Below are 22828 nucleotides of genomic sequence, written 5' to 3'. Positions count from 1 at the left end.
GGTTCATCGCTTGAGTGTTCATAACCGAACGAGAGAGCGCTTTCCCCACCAACTTCAGCTTCGTTTCGCAATTTGTGTGAAAGGAAGCTTGGAGGTCGAAATGGAGTCCGATAAAAGAAAGGCTCTCATCGTCCAACTTTCCTCACCTGAAGAGGAGGAGAGGCGTCTCGCTATGGAGGCGTTAAAGGGTGATCTCTCGGAATCCGACCTTGACTGGTTGACTCGTCCCCTGTCTGACGAGAGTTGGCGGGTTCGCAAGGAGAGCATAGAGGGACTATCCCAGCTTCCACCAACCGCTCAGCTCGTTGCCACCCTGGTACCGTTGATGCACCCGGAGATGGAACTGACACTTCGAAATTCGGTGGTGGAGGTGTTGGAAAGGATCGGCCACGAAGCGGCGACCTTACTTGTTGAACACCTTAATGTAAAGCAGACTGATGTCAGAAAGTTTCTCGTTGATATTCTCGGGAATATCGCCAACCCAGAGACTCTTCCCTCGCTGGTGGTCCTGCTGAAAGACCCTGAGGACAACATCAAATCCGCCGCCTCTGAAGCTCTGGCTGCCATTGGTGATCCATCTGTTTGCGAGGAGCTTTTGATGGCGATGGAGGGAGCGGACGACTGGGTCACCTACAGCATCCTTGGCTCTCTTGCCAAGTTAAGATGCCGAGAAGCATTGCCTGTGTTTTTCAGGTACCTGGGAAACCAGCTTCTTTCCAAACCGGCCTTGAGCGGGATTGGAGCCATGGGAAGCATCCAGGACGGCATCAGATTGATGGAAGCGGTGCCTACCCTTGCAAAAGGACCCACCAAATCAGCATTCCTGGCAATCGGTTCCATCTATCGCAGAAGTGTTTTTAATGAGGACATCGATACTGCCCAAGATCTTAGAGGGGCTGTTTCCGAGGCGTCAGATGAAGTTATTTTAAAATCTCTGATAGCCCAGCTGGATGTGTCGGATGCTCTTGATGACCGCAAGGATATCCTCGCCGCCCTGGGGATGATCGGTTCGAAGGAGTCAACAGATTTCATCCTGGACCTTGTTGAGGATGATGCCCTTGCCTGGGATGTGGATCTGGCACTACTAACTCTGGGAAAAAAGGATATCAGTATTATATCAGGGCTTTTGAAGCATCATGATTCTCTCGTCAGGCAAAGAGCCATCAGAACCTTGAAAACCCTGGGGAGTGTGGAGTCCCTGGATGTGCTATACGGACTGCTCGAAGATGAGAGCGGTCATGTCAGGAAAGATGCAGCCATGGCTGTATCCGTTCTTGGCGACAACAGGTCCGTTGAAAGACTGCTCCCGGTGCTTGAGGACGAGTACAGCGATGTCGCCCAATCGGCGGCTCACGCTCTTGTGATTCTCGGCCAAAGGTCACCCGGCGATCTTGCCGACAGGATCATCCCCATGCTTTCAAACGCCGCTTCATCCCTTTATACGCTCCTTATCATGATCCTCACAGAGGTACAGGCTCCGGATTGGGAGGAACTGTGTTTAAGGGCTGCCCGGAATACGGACCCTGAGGTGAGAGCGGCAGCTGTCAGCTGTCTGAAACGTTCCGATAGCTCCATGGCTATGGCAACAATCATCAACTCACTCACGGATGAAAATTCTCAGGTCCGTGTTCAGGCCGTTGTGACCCTGGAAGAGTTAAAGCACCCCGAGAGCATCGAACCCCTGAAGGCGGCCATGTATGATCAGGACCCGTGGGTCAGATCAGCAGCGGTTTCTGCCTTGAGCGCTCAACCGGCGGCCACCCCTGCTGATTTTGAGGAACTGCTCAAAGGCGAAGATCTGATGATGCAGACCTCCGCTTTGGACGCACTGGGCCGGATGGCTGCTTCAGGTATAGAAGAGGCTCTGGGAATGCTTATTGAAAAGTTCGAGACAGGGTCTCTGGAGATGAAGCGGAGTATCTGCCGGCTCCTGGGCAAGGTTGATGATGACAGAGCGTTCCATTTGCTCAGGAAAGCTATGGATGATGCTGATCCAAGCATCCGGGTTTTTGCGGTCCACGCCCTTTCCCAGCGCCAGGAAGCCCAGGTTCCGGACATTCTTCATGAGGCAGGGGAAAAAGATCCAGACAAACAGGTCCGCGAAGCGATCCGATCGGCCCTGGAGGGCCGTAACTAGATGTTGTTTGAGACCTCCGGGCGCATAGAGCTTACCGACGAGGAGTTCAGGCTACTTGCTTCCTTCATTTATGAACATGCTGGTCTTTACTTCGACGAGCCCAGTAGATTCCTCCTGGAAAGCCGCCTCCAGAACCGCCTGAAAGAGCACCATTTCGAAACTTTTCTCAAATACTACCATTATCTTCTTTATCACCAGGATCGTATTATTGAACTCAATGCGATGATAGATATCGTAACCACCAATGAAACCTATTTCTACCGGGAAAAAAAACAACTGGACGCTTTCGCGGAAGAGATCCTGCCGGAACTGGCCCGGCGCAACGGGAAGAAAAAGCGTCTCCGGATATGGAGCGCAGGATGTTCTACCGGCGAGGAACCTTACACTCTCGCGATCCTCTGCAGTGAATCGGGCCTGTTCGACGGCACATGGGAGGTGGATATAATCGGGACTGATATCAGTCAAAGGGTCCTTCAGACCGCAAGGAAGGCTGTTTTTTCCCAGTCATCCTTCAGGGCCACCGAAGAATGCTCGCTAAAAAAATATTTTAAGAGGACTGAAGATGGCAAATATGCCCTTGATGAATCTATCCGGAAAATGGTTCATTTCGGCCATTTGAACCTGATGGATGATAAGATGATGGGCCTGATCCGCGAGTGTGATATCATTATATGCCGGAACGTTATCATCTACTTCGACAAGAACGCCAAAGCAAAAGTTGTGGACTCATTTTTCAGAAAACTTGGCCCCGGAGGATACCTGCTGTTGGGTCATTCGGAATCACTTATGAACTTAACTACTGTTTTCAAACTCAAACATCTCACCAAGGTCATGGTCTACCAAAAGCCGGGGGAGGAAAAAATTTGACGACTCGCGGTAACGGAAAAAAGGGGCACCTCACTGTCCTTGTGGTAGATGACTCGGCTTACAACAGGAAGATGATCCGGGGAATGCTTACGGATATGGATGAGGTGGATACGGTAGAGGCTGTCTCTGACGGGGAAGAGGCCATACGAACCGTCATGACCAATCCTCCGGATGTCATTACCCTCGATTTAAATATGCCCAGGATGGATGGATTTACCTTTCTGAGATGGTTGATGCGCAATAATCCCATCCCGGTGATCGTTGTGAGCGCTGAAGGAGGGGAAAAGAACGTGTTCAAGGCTCTGGATCTCGGGGCACTGGATTTCGTCGTTAAACCGGTGCGTTACGCTTCTGAACGTATTATGGGGATCCGGGGCGAACTTCAGGAAAAGATCAGGGCCATCGCCGGGAAGGACATGGGGTTCTACCTGAACAGACTGAAATTGAAAAAACCTGCGGCTAAACCGGTTCATTCAAAAAATGTAAAAGTTTCCAATATCCTGTCTCCAAAAACTGGCATACTTGTTATCGGGGCATCAACAGGGGGGCCTTCGGCAGTGCAGAGGGTCCTGTCTGAACTTCCCGAGAATTATCCTCTGCCGGTGATCGTGGTCCAGCACATGCCCCCGGTGTTCACACGTCAATTTGCCTTGAGACTGGACAGGAACACGGCTCTCAGGGGTATGGAAGCCGCCGATGGCGACAAGCTTGAGGCCGGAACCGTTCTTGTAGCTCCCGGTGGTCACCATATAGTTATCAGTGGGAATATGGGTAGGGGTGTGGAGGTTGTGGAAAGGAAGCAAGCAGACAGGTTTGTGCCCTCAGTGAACATGACAATGTCTTCAGCGGCCGGGGTGTATGGCGACAGGACGATAGGTGTGCTTCTTACAGGGATGGGCAACGATGGAGCCGATGGCCTTAACCGGATCAAGGAAGCGGGAGGGTATACGATCGCTGAATCGGAGGAGTCTTCAGTGGTATACGGCATGCCCAGAGCGGCGGTTCTAAAGGGTGCTGCCCAGGAGGTGCTTCACCTGGACAAGATAGGTTCCCGGATAGTTGAACTGACCAGGGGAGTCACCGGGTTGAAAAATACAGGTGGCGGTGGTACTAAGAAGCCATAACCCTATAATTAATCCCTTATTAAATACGCGAGCTAACATATCAGTGGAGTAAATAATGAGTATTAAGGAAACTGGGGACAAAGGTAAAAGATCGGAACATTTGGAAAAGGGGGAGGAGTTTCTCGAAATGTTCCGGAAGGGGCAGGAGTTTACTCAGGACCTCCTCAAGGAGAACGAGCGGCTGCGATTTCAGGTCGTCCATCTTGAGGAAGAGATGAAGAAGAGGCTGGAAACCCCGGACAGCGCTCAGGCAAACTCATTGTCCCAGGATATGGTTGAAAAACTGGCACAATACGAGATGAGGCTTGAGGACCTGAAATCCAAACTCACCGAGGTCGAAGCTGAAAATATTGATTTTGCCCAACGCTACATCGATGTAGAGGAACAGAACAACAACCTTGCTAACCTCTACGTAGCCAGTTTCCAGCTCCATTCCACACTTGAATACAAGGAAGTGCTCCAGATCATACTTGAGATCATTATCAACCTCATCGGGGGGGAAGCCTTCGCTATCTACCTTCTGGATGAAAAGACCAAGACACTCAATCCGGAAGCTTCTGAAGGTGTATTGTTCTCCGAGATCCCCCATGTTCTGCTTGGGGAAGGGGTTATCGGGAAAGCGGTTATGGCCAATGAGAGCTATTTCAACGAAAGCCCCTCAGAGGAACTCAAGGAGTTGTATGAGGATCCTCTGGTCTGTATTCCCCTCACTATCCAGGACGATGTTATCGGAACCATAGTCCTTTTTCGCCTGCTCCAGCAGAAGGTTACCTTTGCGCCGGTGGATTTTGAACTCTTCACCCTTCTTGCCGGGCATGCTGCGACAGCCATATTCAGTTCGCGGCTTTTCACAGAATCGAAGAGAAAGCTGAGCACATATCAGGGGTTCCTGGACCTTTTAAGCCAATAGAGATAAAGGACCGATAGAAAGAAAGGTATCGTTACATGGCGTCTCTAACTTTCCTGATAATTGAAGATTCTCCTACCATGAGACAGTTGATCCGTTTTGCTCTCAACAGGATCCCGGGTGCTGAGGTTGTTGAGGCTTCTGATGGGGTAGATGGTCTGAAAAAGCTGTCTTCCAATCAGGTAGACCTTATCCTCTCAGACATCAATATGCCTATCATGGACGGACTCAAACTGGTAAGCCTGGTTCGATCCAACGAGGCATACAAAGATGTCCCCATCGTCATGATCACGACCGAAGGTGCCAAGGAAGATAAGGAAAGGGCTATGGCCCTGGGCGCTAACGCATATATCACCAAGCCCATACAGTCCACGGCACTCCTCTCAACGGTCAAGGAACTCCTTAAACTTTGACAGGGTCGCAAAAAGTCCAGGCGGAACTTTTTGCTCCACGGAAACCGAAAAGTGTCATTTTCGCTTTTCTCACAAATCAATGAATAATGTTGACGGTCATTGATTTGGGCGCCCCGGCCGGGGCGCGTTAATGACTTTTCGCGAAGCCATCAACTTTAAACCCGGCACGTGATCGCCAGGTCACGTGTTTCTTGGTAAGCAGGCGGGAGGTGTCTCATTGTCCGCGTCCAGGTACTCGCCACGCGATATTGAGCCGAAATGGCAGGACCGGTGGGAAAAAACCGGCCTTTACAGGTCTGTTGAAGATCCTTCCCGTGAGAAGTTCTACTGCCTGGAGATGTTCCCCTATCCTTCGGGTGATCTCCACATGGGTCACATGAGGAACTATGCCATAGGGGATGCCTACGCCAGGTTCCTCAGGATGAAAGGTCTCAACGTCCTTTATCCCATGGGATATGACGCCTTCGGTCTTCCCGCTGAAAACGCAGCCATTACCCGGAAGGTGGATCCAGGTAAGTGGACAAGATCTTCCATCAAACGGATGGTGGATGTCCAGAAAAGGATGGGGCTTTCCTACGACTGGAGCAGGACTCTTGCCACCTGTGAGCCCGGGTATTACAGGTGGAATCAGTGGATATTTCTGAAATTCATGGAAAAGGGGTTAGCCTACCGCAAATCGGCTCCCGTAAACTGGTGCCCATCGTGCCAGACGGTCCTGGCCAACGAGCAGGTTGAGGGAGGCGGCTGCTGGCGCTGTCACTCTACCGTCCAGAAGAAGGATCTCAATCAGTGGTTTTTCAAGATAACAGCCTATGCCGATGAACTGCTTGAAGACCTCGAGCACCTTGAGGACTGGCCCGAGAGGGTCAAGACCATGCAGAAAAACTGGATCGGTCGAAGCGAAGGTGCTGAGATCGATTTTAAAGTGGTGGATTCCGACCAGGTGATCTCCACCTTCACGACCAGGCCCGATACCGTATTCGGAATAACCTACATGGTTCTTGCTGCTGAACATCCCCTCGTGGAAGAACTGGTGAAGGGTGGCAAAAGTGCCGATGAGGTGAGGAAGTTCGTTAAGAAAGCGCAGGAAAAGACCCTTATCGAAAGGACTGATGAAACCCGGGAGAAGGAAGGGGTCGATACCGGCCGGACCTTTGTTAATCCGGCTACCGGGGAGGAGTTCCCCATATACGTAGCCGATTATGTGGTGATGGAATACGGCACTGGAGCTGTCATGGGTGTCCCGGCCCACGATCAGCGTGATTTTGAGTTCGCGAGAAAATACGGTCTGCCTGTCCGTGTGGTGATCCAGGACGACACGGGGCTGCTTAACGGCAACACCATGACCGAAGCCTACGTTGAGAATGGTTTGATGGTCAACTCGGGACCCTTTGATGGCCGGCCAAACCGTGAGGCCATGCCCGATTTTATCAGCTATATGGAAGAGAAGGGATGGGGGCGGGAAGCGTTGAGCTACCGGCTCAGGGACTGGTTGATCAGCAGGCAGCGCTACTGGGGTACCCCCATACCCATCATTTACTGCAGCCAATGCGGAGAAGTGCCGGTGCCTGAGGGAGACCTGCCGGTGATCCTTCCCTCAGACGTTGAATTTACCGGGGAGGGAAACCCCCTCGAAACCTCGGAGACATTCCTGAACGTACCGTGTCCGAACTGTTCAGGTCCGGCTCGGCGGGAAACCGATACCATGGACACATTCATCGATTCGTCCTGGTACCCTTTCCGTTACACGGATCCCGCATACGACAAGGCTCCTTTTGATCCGGCCAAGGCAGCTTATTGGATGCCTGTTGACCAGTACATCGGCGGGATTGAACACGCGATCCTGCACCTGCTTTATGCACGATTTTTCACCAAGGGACTCAGGGACCTTGGACTCACCGACGCGAATGAGCCGTTTAAACGACTCCTCACCCAGGGGATGGTCATCAAGGATGGCGCCAAGATGTCTAAATCCATGGGGAACGTGGTGCCGGCTGATGAGATGATGGAGCGATATGGGGCTGATACCGCCAGGGTATTTATCCTTTTCGCGTCCCCGCCCGAGAGAGAGCTGGAGTGGAGCGACCAGGGTGTGGACGGGTCTTTCCGGTTTCTCAACCGTGTCCACCGGCTTGTTATGGAAAATTTGTCCCTGTTTGCTGATGAGTCTGGGGTCACCGGGCAAGGGGATGAAAATGTCCGTTCCCTTATCCGTGTTCGGCACAGGGCCGTACAGAAGGTCCGTGAGGATATAGAGAGACGGTTCCAGTTTAATACGGCTATCTCAGCGATTATGGAGCTGGTGAATGAGATCCAGCGGTTCATTGCCGGGAACGGTACAAAAGGGGAGGGAGCGGCATCAGCGGTCTCTGACGCCCTCAGGACGACCATCCTCCTGCTGGCTCCTTTCGCGCCCCATCTCGCCGAAGAACTTTGGGAAGCTGTTGGCCAGGGGGAAAGTGTTTTCAAGTGCCAATGGCCCTCCTACGACCAGGAACTGGTTGTAAGCGAAATGGTACAGATGGTGGTACAGGTCAACGGAAAGGTCAGGGCGCGGTTTGAGGCCTCTCCCGAGACGACGAAAGAATCTCTTGAAAAAACAGCCCTTGGTATGCCGCGGGTTCAGGAGTTGACCGAGGGAAAAGAGCTTGTCAAGATCGTGGTCATTCCTGGGCGGCTTGTTTCCATCGTGGTTAAATGATGATGGACCAGGAGTCTGTTGGAAAACCCACTCAGGCTCCAGATATTTTTTAAGAGAATGTCAAATGACCTATCGTTACCTCATCATTTTTACAATTATCCTGGTCCTTTTCCCGGCCGGATGCAGTTACAGGTTTGTGGATCCGTTCCCGGCTTACGAATACGCTCTTGTATCGGTGCGCAACTTTACCGCTGAAGCCGGACTGGCGGTTTTGCTCGAAGAGGAGATGAGGAAACTCGGAGGGTTTAAGGAACATTCAGCCAGCCGTCTCAGCGTAACGGTCACAGGTTTCACCGAATCGGTGGATTCCATCAGTTCCAGTGGCTTCCCGGTACGACAGAAGCTGACAATTGACGTTGCCTGGAAAGTTGAAGGAAAACAGTCCGCTCAGGCCGTATTTGGCAGTGAGACTGCTTCTTTGATCTACCCCTGGTCCACAAACCTTTCCACCCTTGACTGGAACCGCAGTGCTGCTGTTCGTCTCCTTACAGAAACAGCTGCCAGCCGCATTCTCGCAGATCTTGGAGAACAACCCTGAGCCACACTGGAAGTACAGACAAGAAAGCGGATTCAACCGCTATTCTGATGATATCGCCGGAGCCCTTTCTTCTGGTGGAGGCTGAGAGAGATCTGAAAGATCGTCTGATCCCAAAAGGGGAACAGGATCTCAACTTCATGATGTATTACGGTTGGGATGCAAAACTTGCCGATGTCCTGGAATTTCTCCAGACACTGCCTTTCCTGGGGAAACGTCGCCTTCTTGTGATCCGGGAGATCCAGAAGCTTGAGGGATGGAAACACCTGGTGGATTATCTCAAGGATCCCAACCCCGCTTCGTTGCTCCTCATGACCTCCTCTGAGCTGAAAAGATCCAGCGCGCCGTTCAAGACACTTTCCTCTTACTCTGAGGTTTCTGAGCTCAGGCGGCCCTACGGCAAAGCACTGATAAAATGGGTGAGTGACCGGTTCAGGAAGTCAGGGAAATTTATCGATCCTCGACTCAGCGAAATACTGATACAGATCGTAGGGGAAGATCTGGGGATCATCGCCACGGAGATCGACAAGGTGGTGCTGAGTTCGGGGGACGGGGATGAGATTACAAAGGATGATCTTTCCGTAAGCGTTCCGGGGGGAGTGGAGATCGTTTTCAGCCTCCTGGATGCCTTGGGAGACCATAACGGCTCCAAGGCAATGTCATCCCTGAAAACATTGCTGATGAACGATAGCCCGCCTGAATACCTGGTTCACATGATGGCCTGGCACTACAGGCAGCTGTTGAGGGGGAAGGAGCTGGAACAGTCCGGACTCTCACCAACCCAGGCCGCTGCCAAAATGGGAAAGAAGTACTCTGGTATGCAGGAAAAGTTCGCCCGCCAGATAGGGCGGGCTACTGAAAAAAATCTTGTCCGGGCTCTGGAGGCTCTGGCTCATTGCGATCGAAATCTCAAAAGCGGACAGATACCCTCTGGAGTCCTGCTGGATCGGCTGGTTCTGGAACTACTCTTCTGAAGGGGCGGAAGGGATAGTATTAACCCTTTTGGTCAGCCTTGAAACCTTCCGGGAAGCAGTATTCCTGTGTAATGTACCTCGCGAGGCTGCTCTGTGTATGACCGGAACGGCTTTTCCAAGAGCTTCCTGGGCTGTTTCCCTGTCTCCGGCTTCTACTGCAGCAAGGACATCCTTGGTCAGGGATTTAACCCTGGTCCGCCTCATCTGATTGATGAGCTGTTTTTTTTCGTTCTGTCGATTTCTTTTTATAGCGGATTTGTGTGTTGCCAATTATAACCTCCTGGTTCAATATCATGCTTGATACCGCAGAACCCTGCTATTACCCAGAAAAGGGTATTTTTGTCAAATAAATATATTCTCAATTAATCACCACGATAACCGAAAGGTCTGAATGCGTCAAGGCAACGGGACAACTGACAGAGGTAGGATGATCAAGGATGCCGGCGTTGTTGGCGGGGCCACTGTGGTGAGCAGGGTTCTCGGCCTGGCCAGGGATGCTGTCATGGCCGCCATTTTCGGGGCAACCCCCGCTGCTGATGCCTTTTTTGTAGCTTTCAGAATCCCCAATCTGATGAGACAGCTGTTTGGCGAAGGAGCCCTCGCCTCTTCCTTCGTTCCTGTTTACACGGATATCCTGGAAAAGGAAGGAAAATTAAGAGCAGGGCAGTTTGCCAGCAACCTTTTTTCCCTGCTTGTCATTTTTCTGACGATCCTTACCGGTCTGGGTGTAGTATTCGCCCCCTATCTGGTAAGGGTTGTTGCCCTTGGTTTTTCCCCGGGTTCGGAGGTTTTCAACCTGACAGTCCTTCTTACCCGATGGATGCTTCCGTACATGGTATTTATCTGCGCGGCGGCTTTGGGGATGGGGATACTCAACAGTCACCGGCATTTCCTCGCACCAGCCGCTGCTCCCGCGCTTCTGAACGTGGCGATCATTTCAGCGGCCCTTTTAGTCGCCCCGAACCTGACTGTACCGATCACAGCTCTTGCCTGGGGGGTTGTTGTCGGTGGTGTGCTGCAGTTTATGGTAATGCTGCCCCCACTGAAAAGCAGGGGAGTGATGCCGGTGCTGAGGATCCCAGAACTGTCTCCCGAAGTAAGGAGAATGGCCCTCATCATGGGCCCCGCCGTTCTGGGTGTAGCCGTTTACCAGGTCAACGTTCTCGTGGATACTTTGCTTGCCTCTTTTCTTGCTACCGGAAGTATCACCTACCTCTGGTACGGCAACCGAATGATGCAGTTCCCTCTGGGGGTTTTCGGGATAGCCCTGGCTACTGCCGCACTTCCCACCCTGTCGACCCAGGTGGCCGAAGGCCGTATGGAAGACTTTAGAGGGACCGTATCCTTTTCACTGGGGTTGACGGCCTTTATTGGTGTCCCGGCAGCCTTTGGACTCATAGCCCTGAGAGAACCGATCATTGCCACCCTGTTCGGCCGGGGTGCATTTAGTGCCGGTGATGTGGCGGGAGCCTCCCAGGCCCTTTTGTATTATTCTATCGGTCTTCCGCTATTCATCAGCATCAAGATCCTCGGGCGAGGCTTTTTCGCTCTTGAAAACACCCGGATCCCATTTTTTGCGGCAGGTGTCGCTCTTGTCGTCAATATCATTTTAAACCTTCTGCTCATGGGTCCCATGGGGTATGCCGGACTTGCCTTGGCCACCTCCCTCGCATCAGGGGTGAACCTTATCATCCTTGCCGGATATTTTACGCGGGATACGGGGTCCGGTTGGCTTAACCTGGAACTGAGAAAGGAGATCCTGTTTTCCTTTGCCGCGGCCACACTCATGCTCCTTGCAACCGGTTTCCTTGCCGGAACAATCAACTGGATGGAACGGACCACCCTGGACAGGGTCAAGTACCTGGTTGGTTGTATGGGTTTGGGGATTGGTGTATACTCGGTCACGGCGTGGATGTTCGGCTGTAAAGGCATGAAAACGTTGATAAACCGAGTGTTTAAATGACTGTAAGCAGGTATCCGGGTGTCTACGTAACTACGTAGGTAAGTGTCGAGGTGTTTTCGTACCACACCTGGACACCTAGACACTCAGACACTTAGGTAAAATGATAATGTTATCGGAATCCTATTTCACCGTGCCGTTTAAAATGGGTAAGGTCGTTGTCCACACCAGCGCGGATGGAAGTGTGACAGCTATCGATTTCGACCTTGAAGATATCTATGAGGAGAAACGAACAACCTTAAAACTCGGGGACGATATAAGAAGGTATTTTGAAGGCAATGAAGTTACCTGGGAACTTGAACCGGATCTTACGGGGGTAACGGACTTTAAGCGCAGGGTGTATGACATAGTTGCCAGGATCCCCTACGGACAAATGTCAACCTACGGAGAGATCGCCAGGGATATGGGATGTAGTGGTGGTGGGAGGGCCGTTGGGCAGGCTATGGCTGGCAACAGATTTCCCCTGGTTGTGCCGTGCCACAGGGTAATATCAAGGGAAAGGGCCATAGGCGGTTTTTCCTCCGGAATCGACCTGAAACGGTATCTTTTAAGGTTGGAAGGTATTGATCTTTGAGGGCTCTTATCCAGAGGGTTGGTTGGTCAAGGGTTGAGGTGGATGGTCGTGAAGTAAACTCCATCGGCCCTGGCTTGCTGGTACTGCTGGGTGTGGCTGACCTGGATGAGGAAAAGGACGCTGAATATGTGGCCGCAAAAACAGCCTCCCTCAGGATCTTCAAGGATTCAGAAGGAAAGATGAACCTCTCCATCGGGGAGACTGGCGGTGAGGTTCTGGTTATATCCCAGTTTACCCTTGTAGCTGATATGAAGAAAGGGAACAGACCTGGTTTTGGCAGCGGGGCACCTCCAGACCGGGCAGAGCGCCTCTACGAACGTTTTGTCAGGGAGTTGGGGAAACTTGGAGTAAAAGTAAAGACGGGTGTTTTCGGAGCTGATATGGCTGTGTCGCTTTGTAATGATGGGCCCGTCACCATCCTTTTGGAGTCGAAGTGATAATAAGCGTTTGTGAGTTGAGCGTACGTGAGTATGTGCACTGGATTTTACGCAAGAACGCTCTACGCAAACACGCACATACGGATTTACACAGGAGAACAACAACATGGCGAAGCTCGTTCTTGAACACTTGATGGTCGGTCCCCTTCAGTCCAACTGCTTTATCGTCGGAGATGAAGTCTCCGGCGAGGCGGTCATTATTGATCCAGGGGGTGATGGGGATATGATCCTCAACACGGTCAGTCGAAAACATTGGAAAGTGACAGCGATTCTGAACACCCATGCCCATTTTGATCACATTGCCGCCAACGCAGCTGTAGTAAAAGGTACCGGTGCACCTCTTCTGGCTCCAAAGGGTGATTCTCCCTATATGACGGGGGCACATATCGCTGCAAGAATATACGGCCTTGAAGTGGAAGCTTCACCGGAACCTGACAAGCTCCTGGATGATGGTGCCACCATTGACCTTGGTGATGAGAAAATAAAAATGATCTCGACTCCCGGTCACACACCTGGGGGGGCTACCTTTGTGACATCTATCGGTATTTTCCCCGGCGATTCCCTGTTTGCCGGTTCTATTGGCCGCACCGATCTGCCTGGCGGCGATTATGAAACCCTCATCAATTCCATCAAGACCCGAATCCTGGTACTGGACGATGACACCCCTGTTTATCCTGGACATGGTCCTGCTACAACCGTCGGCCGGGAAAGGACCTATAACCAATTCCTGGTGGGGTAATACAGGCTGTGGATGGGGCAGACACGAGGAGGCACGCACATGAAGAACGGTAAGGCCGGACTTTTGACCGGAAAAAATGTTCTTCTGGGGGTAACAGGAGGGATTGGTGCCTACAAGGCTGCCCAGCTGCTGCGTGACCTCCAGCGTGAGGGAGCACAGGTCTCGGTTGTAATGACTGAAAGCGCCACCAGGTTCATATCTCCCCTCACGATGGAGACCCTCAGCGGGTATCCGGTGGGGCTGGACATGTTCTCCCTTACAGAAGAAAGGACCATAGGCCATATTGATCGGGCCAGTTGGGCGGATGTGTTCGTTGTGGCACCTGCCACTGCCAACTATCTTGGTAAGGCGGCCGGTGGTATAGCGGACGATCTTCTTACCACCATTGCCCTGGCAGTGACATGCCCGGTTATCGTAGCACCGGCCATGAACTCACGGATGTGGGCCCATCCGGCGGTAAAGGAGAACCTTGAATCCCTGCTGAAAAGGGGCGCTATTGTGGTTTCGCCCGGTGAGGGCAAACTGGCCTGCGGAGAAGAGGGCCCGGGTCGCCTTGCAGAACCTGAGCGCATTGTAGAGGCGGTTGTCGCAAGTTTCCGGGCCAGGGATCTGTCCGGCATTCGGGTGCTCATTACAGCTGGCCCGACGAGGGAGGCGGTGGACCCCGTACGCTTCATCAGTAACAGGTCTTCGGGTCGGATGGGGTACGCTCTGGCTGCTGCCGCAGCCAGGCGAGGGGCTCAGGTGTTGATTGTTTCCGGACCTGTAGAAATCCCTGTTCCGGCTGCTGCCGAAATTAAAAAAGTCACTACTGCCAGGGAGATGCTGGCTGGCATTGAAGAGGCTTTGCCGGAAACGGATTGGCTGATAATGGCTGCCGCTGTGGCAGATTTCGCTCCCGCAAGTGCCCGGAAAGACAAAATTAAGAAAGGTACAAAACAGGAGCTCACTCTCGAGCTTTCACGGAATCCGGATATACTTGAGGCTGTCCGACCCATGAAGGGTGACAGGCTATTCGTCGGTTTTGCAGCCGAGACCAGGAACCTGGTGGAAAACGCCAGAAAAAAGGTAAAGGAAAAGAACCTGGACCTCATCGTAGCCAACGATGTCTCCGGAGAGGAAACGGGGTTCGAGTCGGATGAGAACAGCGGAGTGATCCTGGATCAGGGGGATCTTGCTGAGGAGATACCGAGGATGTCCAAGATCCAGATGGCCGATAGGATCCTGGATACTACACTCCGCGTCTGGAAGGACAAGACAAAATAAAACCTTTGAAACGCAGAGTGTGCGAAGTACGCAGAGTAAAATCTTAAATATGGTTAAGAAACGGTTACTATAAAGGGCGATGTTTTTACCACAGAGTTACTGAGGACACTGAGAAAACCTTAAGACTGGGGAAAGAGCGGTTGCTATGAAGGCGATATGTTTTAACGCAGAGTGCGCAAAGGACGCTGAGGAAAGCTTCAATGAGGGTTAAGGCGCAGTTTCCAGAAGAGCGATTTTTTCTGAACGCAGAGGACGCGAAGAACGCGGAGAAAACCGGTGAACCGGGTTAAGGACGGTTTAAATAAAGGCGATGTTTTTTCACCACGGAGACGTTGAAACATTGAGACAGGCAGAGCAAATTTGATTATGGGAATACTTCCAACACCGTCATTTTTGGCAGAGCGTAAGCGATGACCCGGAATCTATTCGCTTTTCCCTGTTGTCATCGCGAGCCGATACCATGCGAAGCGATCCCGGTTACTATTAAATGCGATTTTTTCTGAACGCAGCGGTCACGGCGAAGCTGAAGGTGAAGACGGCAGAACGCCGAGGTGATCCTGAAAGTCGGGGGAAAACCAGTCGTTTGAATGCTTTATTCACCTCGACTTCCAGGAGTTAAACTTATTTCTGAGTTTAAAGTTTTTTTGTTTTTGGGTTTTCTCTGCGTCCCTTCGCGTCCTCTGCGTTTAGATAGCCTTTAAGGTTTAAAAATGGAATATTTGAAAAGAATGTACCTCGAAAGCATTGGCATCGATTATCTCCCCAGAGGTATGCCGCCCTCCATTGAGCAAGGGTCGGATGCAGGGTCGGGGTTTGCGACTCTGCAGGGGCTCCGGGATGAGATCGGCGATTGCCGCAGATGTCCCCTGTCGCAGGACAGACATCACATCGTATTCGGTGTGGGAAACCCCGATGCCGATCTGGTCTTTGTAGGGGAAGCCCCGGAGCGGGACGAGGATGAGCAGGGGGAGCCGTTTGTGGGCAAAGCGGGGCAGCTGCTCACGAAGATCATTTCTGCAATGGGACTTAGCCGTGGTGATGTATACATCTGCAACGTCATCAAATGCCGGCCACCGGACAACAGGGACCCCCTCCCTGCCGAGATCGAAATGTGTGAGCCCTTTCTTAAAGAACAGCTCCGAATCATTAACCCCCGTGCCATATGTGCCCTGGGAAGCTTCGCATCCCGGACACTGCTTAAGAGAGAGGTGAAGATCTCGCGCTTGCGCGGACAGTTTCATGCCTATAACGGTGTGCCCCTGATGCCTACTTACCACCCTTCCTATCTCCTGAGAAATCCCCAAGCCAAACGGGATGTCTGGGAGGATATCAAGATAGTGATGGAACTACTTGATCTTCCCCTACCCAGGCGTGACAATAGCTGACCGGGGTCCGGCACCAGGAGCCAGAAGGGGAGTTCTATCGGGCTCCCGGGATCAGAGACAACCTTGAAAAGACGCATCCTGGCATTTTTCATAGTTCTCATCCTCACAGGGATCACTGTCGGGATGAAGGTCACGTCAAGTCCGGCTTTAGACCAATGGCTAAGGGAAAGTATCGTTGAGCAGGCCGCAAAGCACCTCGGTGTCAATGTTGAACTTGGAAAGCTCGATCGCAATTTCCTCCTGACCCGCATTACCCTCACAGATGTGACCTTGAGAGATCTCAAAGGTTCGGGCAAATCCATATCGATGTCACGACTTGTTGTGGTCATTGACCCCTATGCTTTTTTCCGTGGAAAGGTCGTTATCAAAGATCTCAAGCTCGAGGACATGTCCCTGGATATCGTCCGTCATGCAGACGGTACAGTGGCAGTGGATCCTCTTTTCCCTTTCTGGCAGGCACAGCCCCGGACCCGGTCAAGATCACCGAGGTTGGGGTTTGAGATAGAAAATATCGCTTTTACGGATGTGGACCTGTCATACGAAGATATCCAGGCTGGTGTTCAACTGAAGCTGGGTAAGGTTCTCATTTTTCTTGTGCATAACCGTTTTGATCCCCCTGACAGGAGAACCATCAACCTCAGGGCAAAGGAGGGAGACATTGCCTGGCGGGTCTTTCCCCAGGACCGTACGGTAACCATAAATTCCCTCTCCGGTGTCTTTTCAGTGACCCCTGAAGAGTTACATGTGTCGAAATTCAGGATCGACACCGGTCCGATCAATCTTGAGCTATCCGGTACCCTTCCTTTTAGACGCGGGGCTTCGGTAAACGGCGAGCTGTCTGTCAGCATGGATATCGGTAAACTTCCATGGCTGATCCCGGATAGTGCGGGGCGAATCACACTGAATGGCAATGTCGGCGGTGACCTGTCCTCTCCCTCCTTCAGGGGACAGCTGGACGGGGTTGATGTTCGTGTTACAGGGCGGGCAACGGACAGGTTAAATGCGGATATTTTTATGGATCCCAAAGGTTGTACACTCAGGGAAGGAAAGGTCTATTACAGGGGTGAGGAGCTGCTGTCAGAGGTTGACCTGTCTTTCAAGAGGTTCCTCCCCTTCGCCATGCGCCTCCGGACAAAACAGTATCCCTTTCACAAGGTTCTGAAAGAGGTTGGGGGCAAAACAGATTTTACCAACGGTTATGTGAGTGCCGACCTGATAGTCAAAGGTCAGCTATCCGGTGGTGCATCCGCCATTACCATGGAGGGTGCTCTTGGGGTTCCCGTTAGTGGAAGTGTTCTCCGCACCATGGATTTTGATCTTTCAGGCCGATATCAGAAGGGTTCACTTCAGGACCTGCTCCTGAATGTCCGTTCGGGTGGTATGGATCTGAATCTGGAAGGTACGCTGTCCGGCGATGGCCCTCTTCTTAAACTGTCCCTCGTGGACGAGGACCTTGTGAACTGGCATACGGTGCCGGGACTGGAGGAACTGAGTGGTTCGCTAGCCCTTTCCGGGATCGTAAAGGGGGGTTGGGAAAATGTGGAGGCCAACCTTGATCTGGAGTATCTGAAACCTTCCTGGAACCGGTTCATGGGTGATTTGCTGCAGGGCCACGTGGATATAGACAGGTCCGGGCTCACCCTCCCGATGCTCACCCTGAAGGCCGGCTCCTGTGTCCTGGTGGGACAGGCATCCCTGCCCTGGAACCTCGCTGGTGAAAAGCCCTGGGTGAAGGTCAGTGTTACCGATGGACAGGTCGAAGATCTGCTGTCGGCTGCAGGAGTTGATTTCGAGATAAGGGGGAAACTGGGGGGGGATCTGCACGCCTCCTTCACCGGGTCAGGTTGGGAAGGCGGAGGGGCGTTGACCTTATTGTCCGGTCGGATACTGGCAGAGCCCTTTGAGGAAATTTACCTGGCTGGAAACTTTACGGAAGATGTTTTCACCACCGACAGGTTGTCCATTTTAAAAGATGGGAGGCGCCTGGAAGGATCCGGATCCATAGAGGGGGGTGAGTATCGGGTGAAGGTTCGTACTCTGGATCCGATACTGGTGGCGGGCGTTGAGTACGTCAAGATCATAAGGGTGCCCCTGGGAGGTGAGATCTCCTTTTCAGGGGAAGCGTCAGGCAACCTGGACGGCAGCCGTTTGCGTGCCAGGACCGATCTTGCATGGGATCAGATAACTTATGATGGCAGAACATGGCGTTCCGGAAAGGGAACATTTCTTTTCAATGGACCTAAACTGGAGGCCAAAGCAGACCTGTTTGATGGGGAGTTATCCGCTGTGGCCAGCGTTGATCTGCGCGGGGAGTTTCCCTTTTCAGGTTCGATCTTCACTCCAGCCACCATAGACCAGATGGGGATCAACGATTTTATTGGCGTCGGCATTCCGGGTAATATAGTTTCAGGTGATATTTCGGTCCGGGCGAATGCCAGCGGCATACTCGCCAACGTCAACAAGACATACGTGGATGGGATCATTACTGACGCCGATTTTACGATCAACGGGATACACTTTATATCCCAGGAACAGATACCCTTTGACTACTTTCCTGAAACCGGCATCCGGTTCATGAAATTGCTTTTGCGTTCTGGTGAATCGGTGATCAGAGGCATCCTCCGCATCGCCCCGGACGCAGGTATCGAGGGTAGTGTGGATGGAAGTATAGACCTGGCAGGCCTCACCTTCCTCGAGCCGACGGTAGATTCCTTCTCCGGTCAGGCGATTACACAGCTCAAGGTCGCTGGGAGCCTTACAGAACCTGTTTTGAACGGTTCCATCGAACTGCTTGGCAACCAATGCGTGGCTCATCTGCCCTTTGATCTCCCTGTAAGTGATTTGAAAGGAAAGCTTGAAATCGTTGGAAACCGGCTTCATATCGGTGAGATCCTGGGAAATGCGGAGGGGGGCAGTTTGTTAATGTCGGGTGAACTGTTCATGTCCGGTTTCAAGCCTGTTCAAGGGTCACTTTTATGGAAAGCAGAGGACATCCCGATCCAGTATCCTGAAGGCCTGAATACGGTAAATCGGGCTGATCTGGGTCTCAAATTCTCCGACGGGCGGGGATTCCTTAGGGGAACGATCAATATGGACCAGGGTGCCTATACCCGGGAAGTTGATATCGAAAACCTCCTCACCCTCATTGGGGAAGGCACTATTACGAGAGACGAGCCGCAAGTTGAGGGAAGTGAGGGCGCTAATGGTAAATGGCTCAACCTGGATGTGGAAATGGTTACCGCTTCTCCCCTGCTGGTTGATATCAAGCTTATTCGCGGTGAGGCCGCCGGCAACCTCCACCTGAGAGGTACGGCTGCAGCTCCCGTGCTGACGGGCCGGTTTGAAATGACGGAAGGTTCCCTGGAGTACAGGGGTCATGTTTTTGAGATCACCGGCGGGTCAGTAGGGTTTGTTAACCCCAGGCGCATCGAACCTGATTTTAATTTTTCCGGCAGAACTGAAGTAACCGGGTTCGACCGGGAGGGAACGGTTACTGACTATACGGTGGAACTGCTGGCAAGCGGTGTCCCGGAAAAATTCGAGCTGGACCTCGTTTCATCCCCTGTTCTAAGCGAGGCCGATATTGCAGCTCTCCTGACATGGGGTGCGGTGGGTGAGCAGGCCTTTGCCTCCAGGGGAGGGCTTTCCGCGGCGGAGGCAACCCTTTTGATCACAAGGGAGCTGAAGGGAAAGCTGGAGACAGAGGTTGAGAAAGTAACCGGTTTTGACCGGTTCACGATCAACCCTTCCTCCGTTTCATCGAGCGGTGAGCGAACTACGCGGATCCAGGTTGACAAAAAATTGAGCGAAAAAATTTACCTTACCTATTCAACTCCAATTCTTGCCAGCGAGGAACAGGAGGTACTGGTTAAATACAGGATAACGAAATCCTTTTCCCTTATAGGGGAGCAGCTTGGTGAAAGGGATTACGGTTTGGACCTGGATTTCCAGTTTGAAATAGACTGATGCGATTCCGGCTGATAGTTGCGCATGCGATCTTCATCTTTTTACTGTTTCCAGGGATTGCCTTCCCCGAAGGGACTTCTCTGGTTCTATCTGCCGGCAGGACTGTTCTGGGGCTGGAAGTTGAAGGTGCTCAGCTCTCTTCAGGGGAAATGAAGGCACTGATTCCCTTTTCAAAAGGTTCCATATTGAGACCGGAACTTGTCAGAGAAGGAGTTGTCAATTTTTATCAGACCGGACTTTATGAAATGGTTGAGGTTTTATTAAAGGAATCACCCGGGGGTGTAACTGTAAAATATTCACTTCGAGCTAAAAATTGGCTTGAGGAGATCCAGTTCCAGGGTAACTTCCAACTTGATGACAGAGAACTTCTCAGCAAGGTGGATCTCAGGAACAGCGAGGAGATCACCGATGACAAACTGGTTAAGAATGTGGAAAGGCTGGTCCAATATTACAAGTTCAGGGGGGTTGACGGTACAAAGATCACCTATCGTGTTGAGTTGGGGAAGGACAACCGGACAAAGGTGGTTTTTCAAATAGTGGAAGGAAAAAGAGGGTTCATCTCCGATGTGCGGTTGTCGGGTAGTGCCGGTATTTCCCGTACAAAGCTGCTCTCCATTATAAGTTCCATGCCAGGTACCGGGCTGGACGGGATTGACCTGGAATCCGATATTAAAAGGGTTCGGGATCACCTGCGCAAAAGAATGTATCTGACTCCATCTCTCACCTATAGCGTTGAGCCGGCTGTGGATTTTCCCGATGGGGTGGTCATCATATTCAATATCGAAAAGGGCCCTGAATTCAGGTTACAGGTCCTGATGGATGATACAAAGGAGGCCGGGAAGCTTTCTAAACAAATGAGATCTGTTTTTCGTAAGTCAGCGACTCCGGAAAAAGCCAAACTTTCCATGAATAAAATCGTTGTGGATCGATACCTGAATGAGGGGTATCCGTTCATTGCCGCAGATCTGGAAGATCTGGTGGAAGAACCCGGAACCCGGTCCATTACTTTCAGGATAGACAGGGGTCCTAAAACCATTATTGGAGAACTGCGGGTCGAGGGTGCCTGGTTCCTCCCGATGGAGAGGGTAAACAGTGCATTGGGTCTTGTTCCGGGAGAGCCTTTCATCAAAACCCGAATGGAAAAAGGTATCGAAAATCTCGGGATAGAGTATCGGCGAGAAGGTTTTCTTTCAGCTGCGTTCACCAGGGAACCCCTTAATTTTGTGGACCAGGAAGGGCACCAGGAGGTCGTGATCCACCTAACGGTGAAGGAAGGATCCCGTAACATAATAAGAAGCCTGAGTGTGGCAGGAAGCCCAATTCCGGAAAAACGGACAGGGGAACTCCTTGGTATTAAGGCAGGAGATCCCTATGTACCGGAGTTTATCAACAAAGGGAGAGATGCTCTTCTCCAGGAACTGGGCGGCATGGGATATCTTTACGCCTCCGTTACAGTTGCAGAGCCTGAAATTCACCCTGACGACACCGTTGATCTGGTTTTAACGGTGAGTGAAGGACCGTTGGTGCGCCTGGGCACCGTGATCATCTCCGGAAATGAATCTGTGGAAGAGAAGATCATCCGTGTGGCTCTGGATCTGGATCGGGGCGAAATTCTGACCCAGGACAAAATACTGAAAGCTCAGGAACGGATCTATGGCCTGAAGGTGATGAGTTCTGTGGATGTAGAGCTGGCCGACCCGCAGATCCCCGGTGTAAACAAGGATCTAATGGTAAGGGTCAAGGAACGAGCTAAATATGTTGTGGGGGTCAGGGCAGGTTATGGAAGCGAAGACAAATTGAGGGGCGAAGTTTCAGTGACCAACCGGAACTTTATGGGAATGGCACGATCCCTTTCCCTGAGGGGGAAGGCCAGCGATATAGAGAGAAGTACCACACTGCTCTATTCCCATCCGTGGTTCCAGTCTCTCCCCATCGACATGGCCCTTTCCCTGAGCGATCTGGTTGAAAAGAGAGAGAGCTATTCCCGGGACTCCCTTTCTGTGGGTGTACAGTTCGTGAGAGCTCTTTCTGAACGAACGGAATCACGGGTCGGGTATGTTTTTGAAGGTTTACGTCTTTTTAATGTTTCCCAAAATGCCCAGCTTTCCCCTGATGATGGGGGGAAAACAGACGTTGCTTCAGTAATCGGTGAGGTCCTCCACGACGCCCGCGATGATTTCCTGGATCCCTGGTCGGGGGTGCTTGCCGATATTACATTGGAATACGCTTCAACGATCCTGGGGTCCAAGGCCGAGTATATTAAAACTGAATTAGCGGTTCGCCGGTATATCAATGTGAAAGATTCAATTGTATTCGCGGGGCTGCTCAGGTTGGGTGCGGTAACGGCTTACGGAGAAAGCGAAGAGGTTATCATCAGTAAGAGGTTTTTCCTTGGAGGACAGAACTCAGTGCGAGGCTACCTGCTGGACAGCCTTGGTCCTGTGGATGCCAACGGTGATCCTGTAGGTGGTAATTACTTGTTGAACGCAAATATTGAGATGAGGTATCCGCTTTTCAGGAGTATTCGCGGAGTCATTTTTCTTGATTCCGGAAGTGTCTGGCTTGCGAACGCAGTTGATCCCGAGAATGAGGAGCTCAAACTGCGGAGTTCGGCTGGCGCGGGAATCAGGTGGACATCGCCTATCGGGCCTTTGAGCCTGGATTATGGGTATAAGCTTAATCCGGCCACAGATACCGAAGACATCTCACTAATTCACTTTTCTATAGGGCACGCATTTTAATTCTTTGGTTCGGCCGTCAATAACACGCCATCTACTTCGTAACTCCCTCCTCGACAATCCGAACGTACGATGTCGTGATTCTAAAGTTCGGGTTCGGCCCTC

Annotated in this window: 17 protein-coding genes; 16 read left to right on the top strand and 1 reads right to left on the bottom strand. The window is 51.8% G+C overall.

All coding sequences use genetic code 11. From position 1 onward, the window contains the following. Positions 1-100 precede the first annotated feature (100 nt). The 8 genes from P1S59_00130 to holA all read left to right on the top strand — a co-directional run bounded on the left by P1S59_00130 (position 101) and on the right by holA (position 9658). Positions 101-2137, top strand: a complete 2037-nt coding sequence (locus P1S59_00130) for a HEAT repeat domain-containing protein (GenBank protein ID MDF1524671.1) — start codon at positions 101-103, stop codon at positions 2135-2137. After that, the gene (locus tag P1S59_00125; GenBank protein ID MDF1524670.1) at positions 2138-3004 is read left to right on the top strand and encodes a protein-glutamate O-methyltransferase CheR; all 867 of its coding nucleotides are present in this window, start codon (positions 2138-2140) and stop codon (positions 3002-3004) included. It begins immediately after the preceding gene. After that, on the top strand, positions 3001-4128 hold the full coding sequence (gene cheB / locus P1S59_00120; protein MDF1524669.1) for a chemotaxis-specific protein-glutamate methyltransferase CheB: 1128 nt from the start codon (positions 3001-3003) through the stop codon (positions 4126-4128). The genes P1S59_00125 and cheB overlap by 4 nt, the downstream gene beginning before the upstream one ends. A 55-nt stretch (positions 4129-4183) precedes the next feature. Then, positions 4184-5038, top strand: a complete 855-nt coding sequence (locus tag P1S59_00115) for a GAF domain-containing protein (protein ID MDF1524668.1) — start codon at positions 4184-4186, stop codon at positions 5036-5038. 35 nt (positions 5039-5073) lie between these two features. Then, the gene (locus P1S59_00110) at positions 5074-5448 is read left to right on the top strand and encodes a response regulator (GenBank protein ID MDF1524667.1); all 375 of its coding nucleotides are present in this window, start codon (positions 5074-5076) and stop codon (positions 5446-5448) included. Between the two features lie 217 nt (positions 5449-5665). After that, positions 5666-8149: a leucine--tRNA ligase gene (leuS, locus tag P1S59_00105; protein ID MDF1524666.1), complete on the top strand. Its 2484-nt coding sequence runs from the start codon at positions 5666-5668 to the stop codon at positions 8147-8149. Positions 8150-8213: 64 nt separating this feature from the next. Next, positions 8214-8687, top strand: a complete 474-nt coding sequence (locus P1S59_00100; protein ID MDF1524665.1) for a hypothetical protein — start codon at positions 8214-8216, stop codon at positions 8685-8687. Between the two features lie 47 nt (positions 8688-8734). Next, the gene (gene holA / locus P1S59_00095) at positions 8735-9658 is read left to right on the top strand and encodes a DNA polymerase III subunit delta (protein MDF1524664.1); all 924 of its coding nucleotides are present in this window, start codon (positions 8735-8737) and stop codon (positions 9656-9658) included. Here the strand turns inward: holA and rpsT are convergent. Continuing rightward, on the bottom strand, positions 9647-9928 hold the full coding sequence (rpsT, locus tag P1S59_00090) for a 30S ribosomal protein S20 (GenBank protein ID MDF1524663.1): 282 nt from the start codon (positions 9926-9928) through the stop codon (positions 9647-9649). The two genes, holA and rpsT, sit on opposite strands and share 12 nt — an antisense overlap. Positions 9929-10085: 157 nt before the next feature. Between rpsT and murJ the strand changes: the two genes are divergently transcribed. The 8 genes from murJ (at position 10086) to P1S59_00050 (ending at position 22726) form a co-directional block, all read left to right on the top strand. Further along, on the top strand, positions 10086-11621 hold the full coding sequence (murJ, locus tag P1S59_00085) for a murein biosynthesis integral membrane protein MurJ (GenBank protein ID MDF1524662.1): 1536 nt from the start codon (positions 10086-10088) through the stop codon (positions 11619-11621). 106 nt (positions 11622-11727) lie between these two features. Beyond that, entirely contained in the window at positions 11728-12192 is a 465-nt protein-coding gene (locus P1S59_00080) for an MGMT family protein (protein ID MDF1524661.1), read from the top strand. Next, the gene (gene dtd, locus P1S59_00075) at positions 12189-12629 is read left to right on the top strand and encodes a D-aminoacyl-tRNA deacylase (protein MDF1524660.1); all 441 of its coding nucleotides are present in this window, start codon (positions 12189-12191) and stop codon (positions 12627-12629) included. The genes P1S59_00080 and dtd overlap by 4 nt, the downstream gene beginning before the upstream one ends. Before the next feature lie 106 nt (positions 12630-12735). Then, positions 12736-13368 carry an MBL fold metallo-hydrolase gene (locus P1S59_00070; GenBank protein MDF1524659.1) on the top strand — a complete coding sequence of 211 codons (633 nt, stop codon included), beginning with the start codon at positions 12736-12738 and terminating at the stop codon, positions 13366-13368. 39 nt (positions 13369-13407) lie between these two features. Further along, complete coding sequence (coaBC, locus tag P1S59_00065; GenBank protein MDF1524658.1) at positions 13408-14634, top strand: bifunctional phosphopantothenoylcysteine decarboxylase/phosphopantothenate--cysteine ligase CoaBC; 1227 nt, start codon at positions 13408-13410, stop codon at positions 14632-14634. A gap of 710 nt (positions 14635-15344) precedes the next feature. Then, positions 15345-16019 (top strand): uracil-DNA glycosylase, encoded by a 675-nt coding sequence (locus P1S59_00060; GenBank protein ID MDF1524657.1) that lies wholly within the window; start codon positions 15345-15347, stop codon positions 16017-16019. Between the two features lie 63 nt (positions 16020-16082). Then, positions 16083-19985 (top strand): translocation/assembly module TamB domain-containing protein, encoded by a 3903-nt coding sequence (locus P1S59_00055; GenBank protein MDF1524656.1) that lies wholly within the window; start codon positions 16083-16085, stop codon positions 19983-19985. Continuing rightward, on the top strand, positions 19985-22726 hold the full coding sequence (locus tag P1S59_00050; protein ID MDF1524655.1) for a BamA/TamA family outer membrane protein: 2742 nt from the start codon (positions 19985-19987) through the stop codon (positions 22724-22726). The genes P1S59_00055 and P1S59_00050 overlap by 1 nt, the downstream gene beginning before the upstream one ends. Positions 22727-22828: the final 102 nt, after the last annotated feature.

Source organism: bacterium (assembly GCA_029210965.1).
Lineage (GTDB): Bacteria > BMS3Abin14 > BMS3Abin14 > BMS3Abin14 > BMS3Abin14 > JALHUC01.
This window is presented reverse-complemented; position numbering and strand designations above follow the sequence as displayed.

Bases quoted from the DNA above. Each gene is read 5' to 3' on its own strand.
- P1S59_00130 (MDF1524671.1), top strand. From the start codon at position 101: ATGGAGTCCGATAAAAGAAAGGCTCTCATCGTCCAACTTTCCTCACCT.
- P1S59_00125 (MDF1524670.1), top strand. From the start codon at position 2,138: ATGTTGTTTGAGACCTCCGGGCGCATAGAGCTTACCGACGAGGAGTTC.
- P1S59_00115 (MDF1524668.1), top strand. From the start codon at position 4,184: ATGAGTATTAAGGAAACTGGGGACAAAGGTAAAAGATCGGAACATTTG.
- P1S59_00110 (MDF1524667.1), top strand. From the start codon at position 5,074: ATGGCGTCTCTAACTTTCCTGATAATTGAAGATTCTCCTACCATGAGA.
- P1S59_00100 (MDF1524665.1), top strand. From the start codon at position 8,214: ATGACCTATCGTTACCTCATCATTTTTACAATTATCCTGGTCCTTTTC.
- holA (MDF1524664.1), top strand. From the start codon at position 8,735: ATGATATCGCCGGAGCCCTTTCTTCTGGTGGAGGCTGAGAGAGATCTG.
- murJ (MDF1524662.1), top strand. From the start codon at position 10,086: ATGATCAAGGATGCCGGCGTTGTTGGCGGGGCCACTGTGGTGAGCAGG.
- P1S59_00080 (MDF1524661.1), top strand. From the start codon at position 11,728: ATGTTATCGGAATCCTATTTCACCGTGCCGTTTAAAATGGGTAAGGTC.
- P1S59_00070 (MDF1524659.1), top strand. From the start codon at position 12,736: ATGGCGAAGCTCGTTCTTGAACACTTGATGGTCGGTCCCCTTCAGTCC.
- coaBC (MDF1524658.1), top strand. From the start codon at position 13,408: ATGAAGAACGGTAAGGCCGGACTTTTGACCGGAAAAAATGTTCTTCTG.
- P1S59_00060 (MDF1524657.1), top strand. From the start codon at position 15,345: ATGGAATATTTGAAAAGAATGTACCTCGAAAGCATTGGCATCGATTAT.
- P1S59_00050 (MDF1524655.1), top strand. From the start codon at position 19,985: ATGCGATTCCGGCTGATAGTTGCGCATGCGATCTTCATCTTTTTACTG.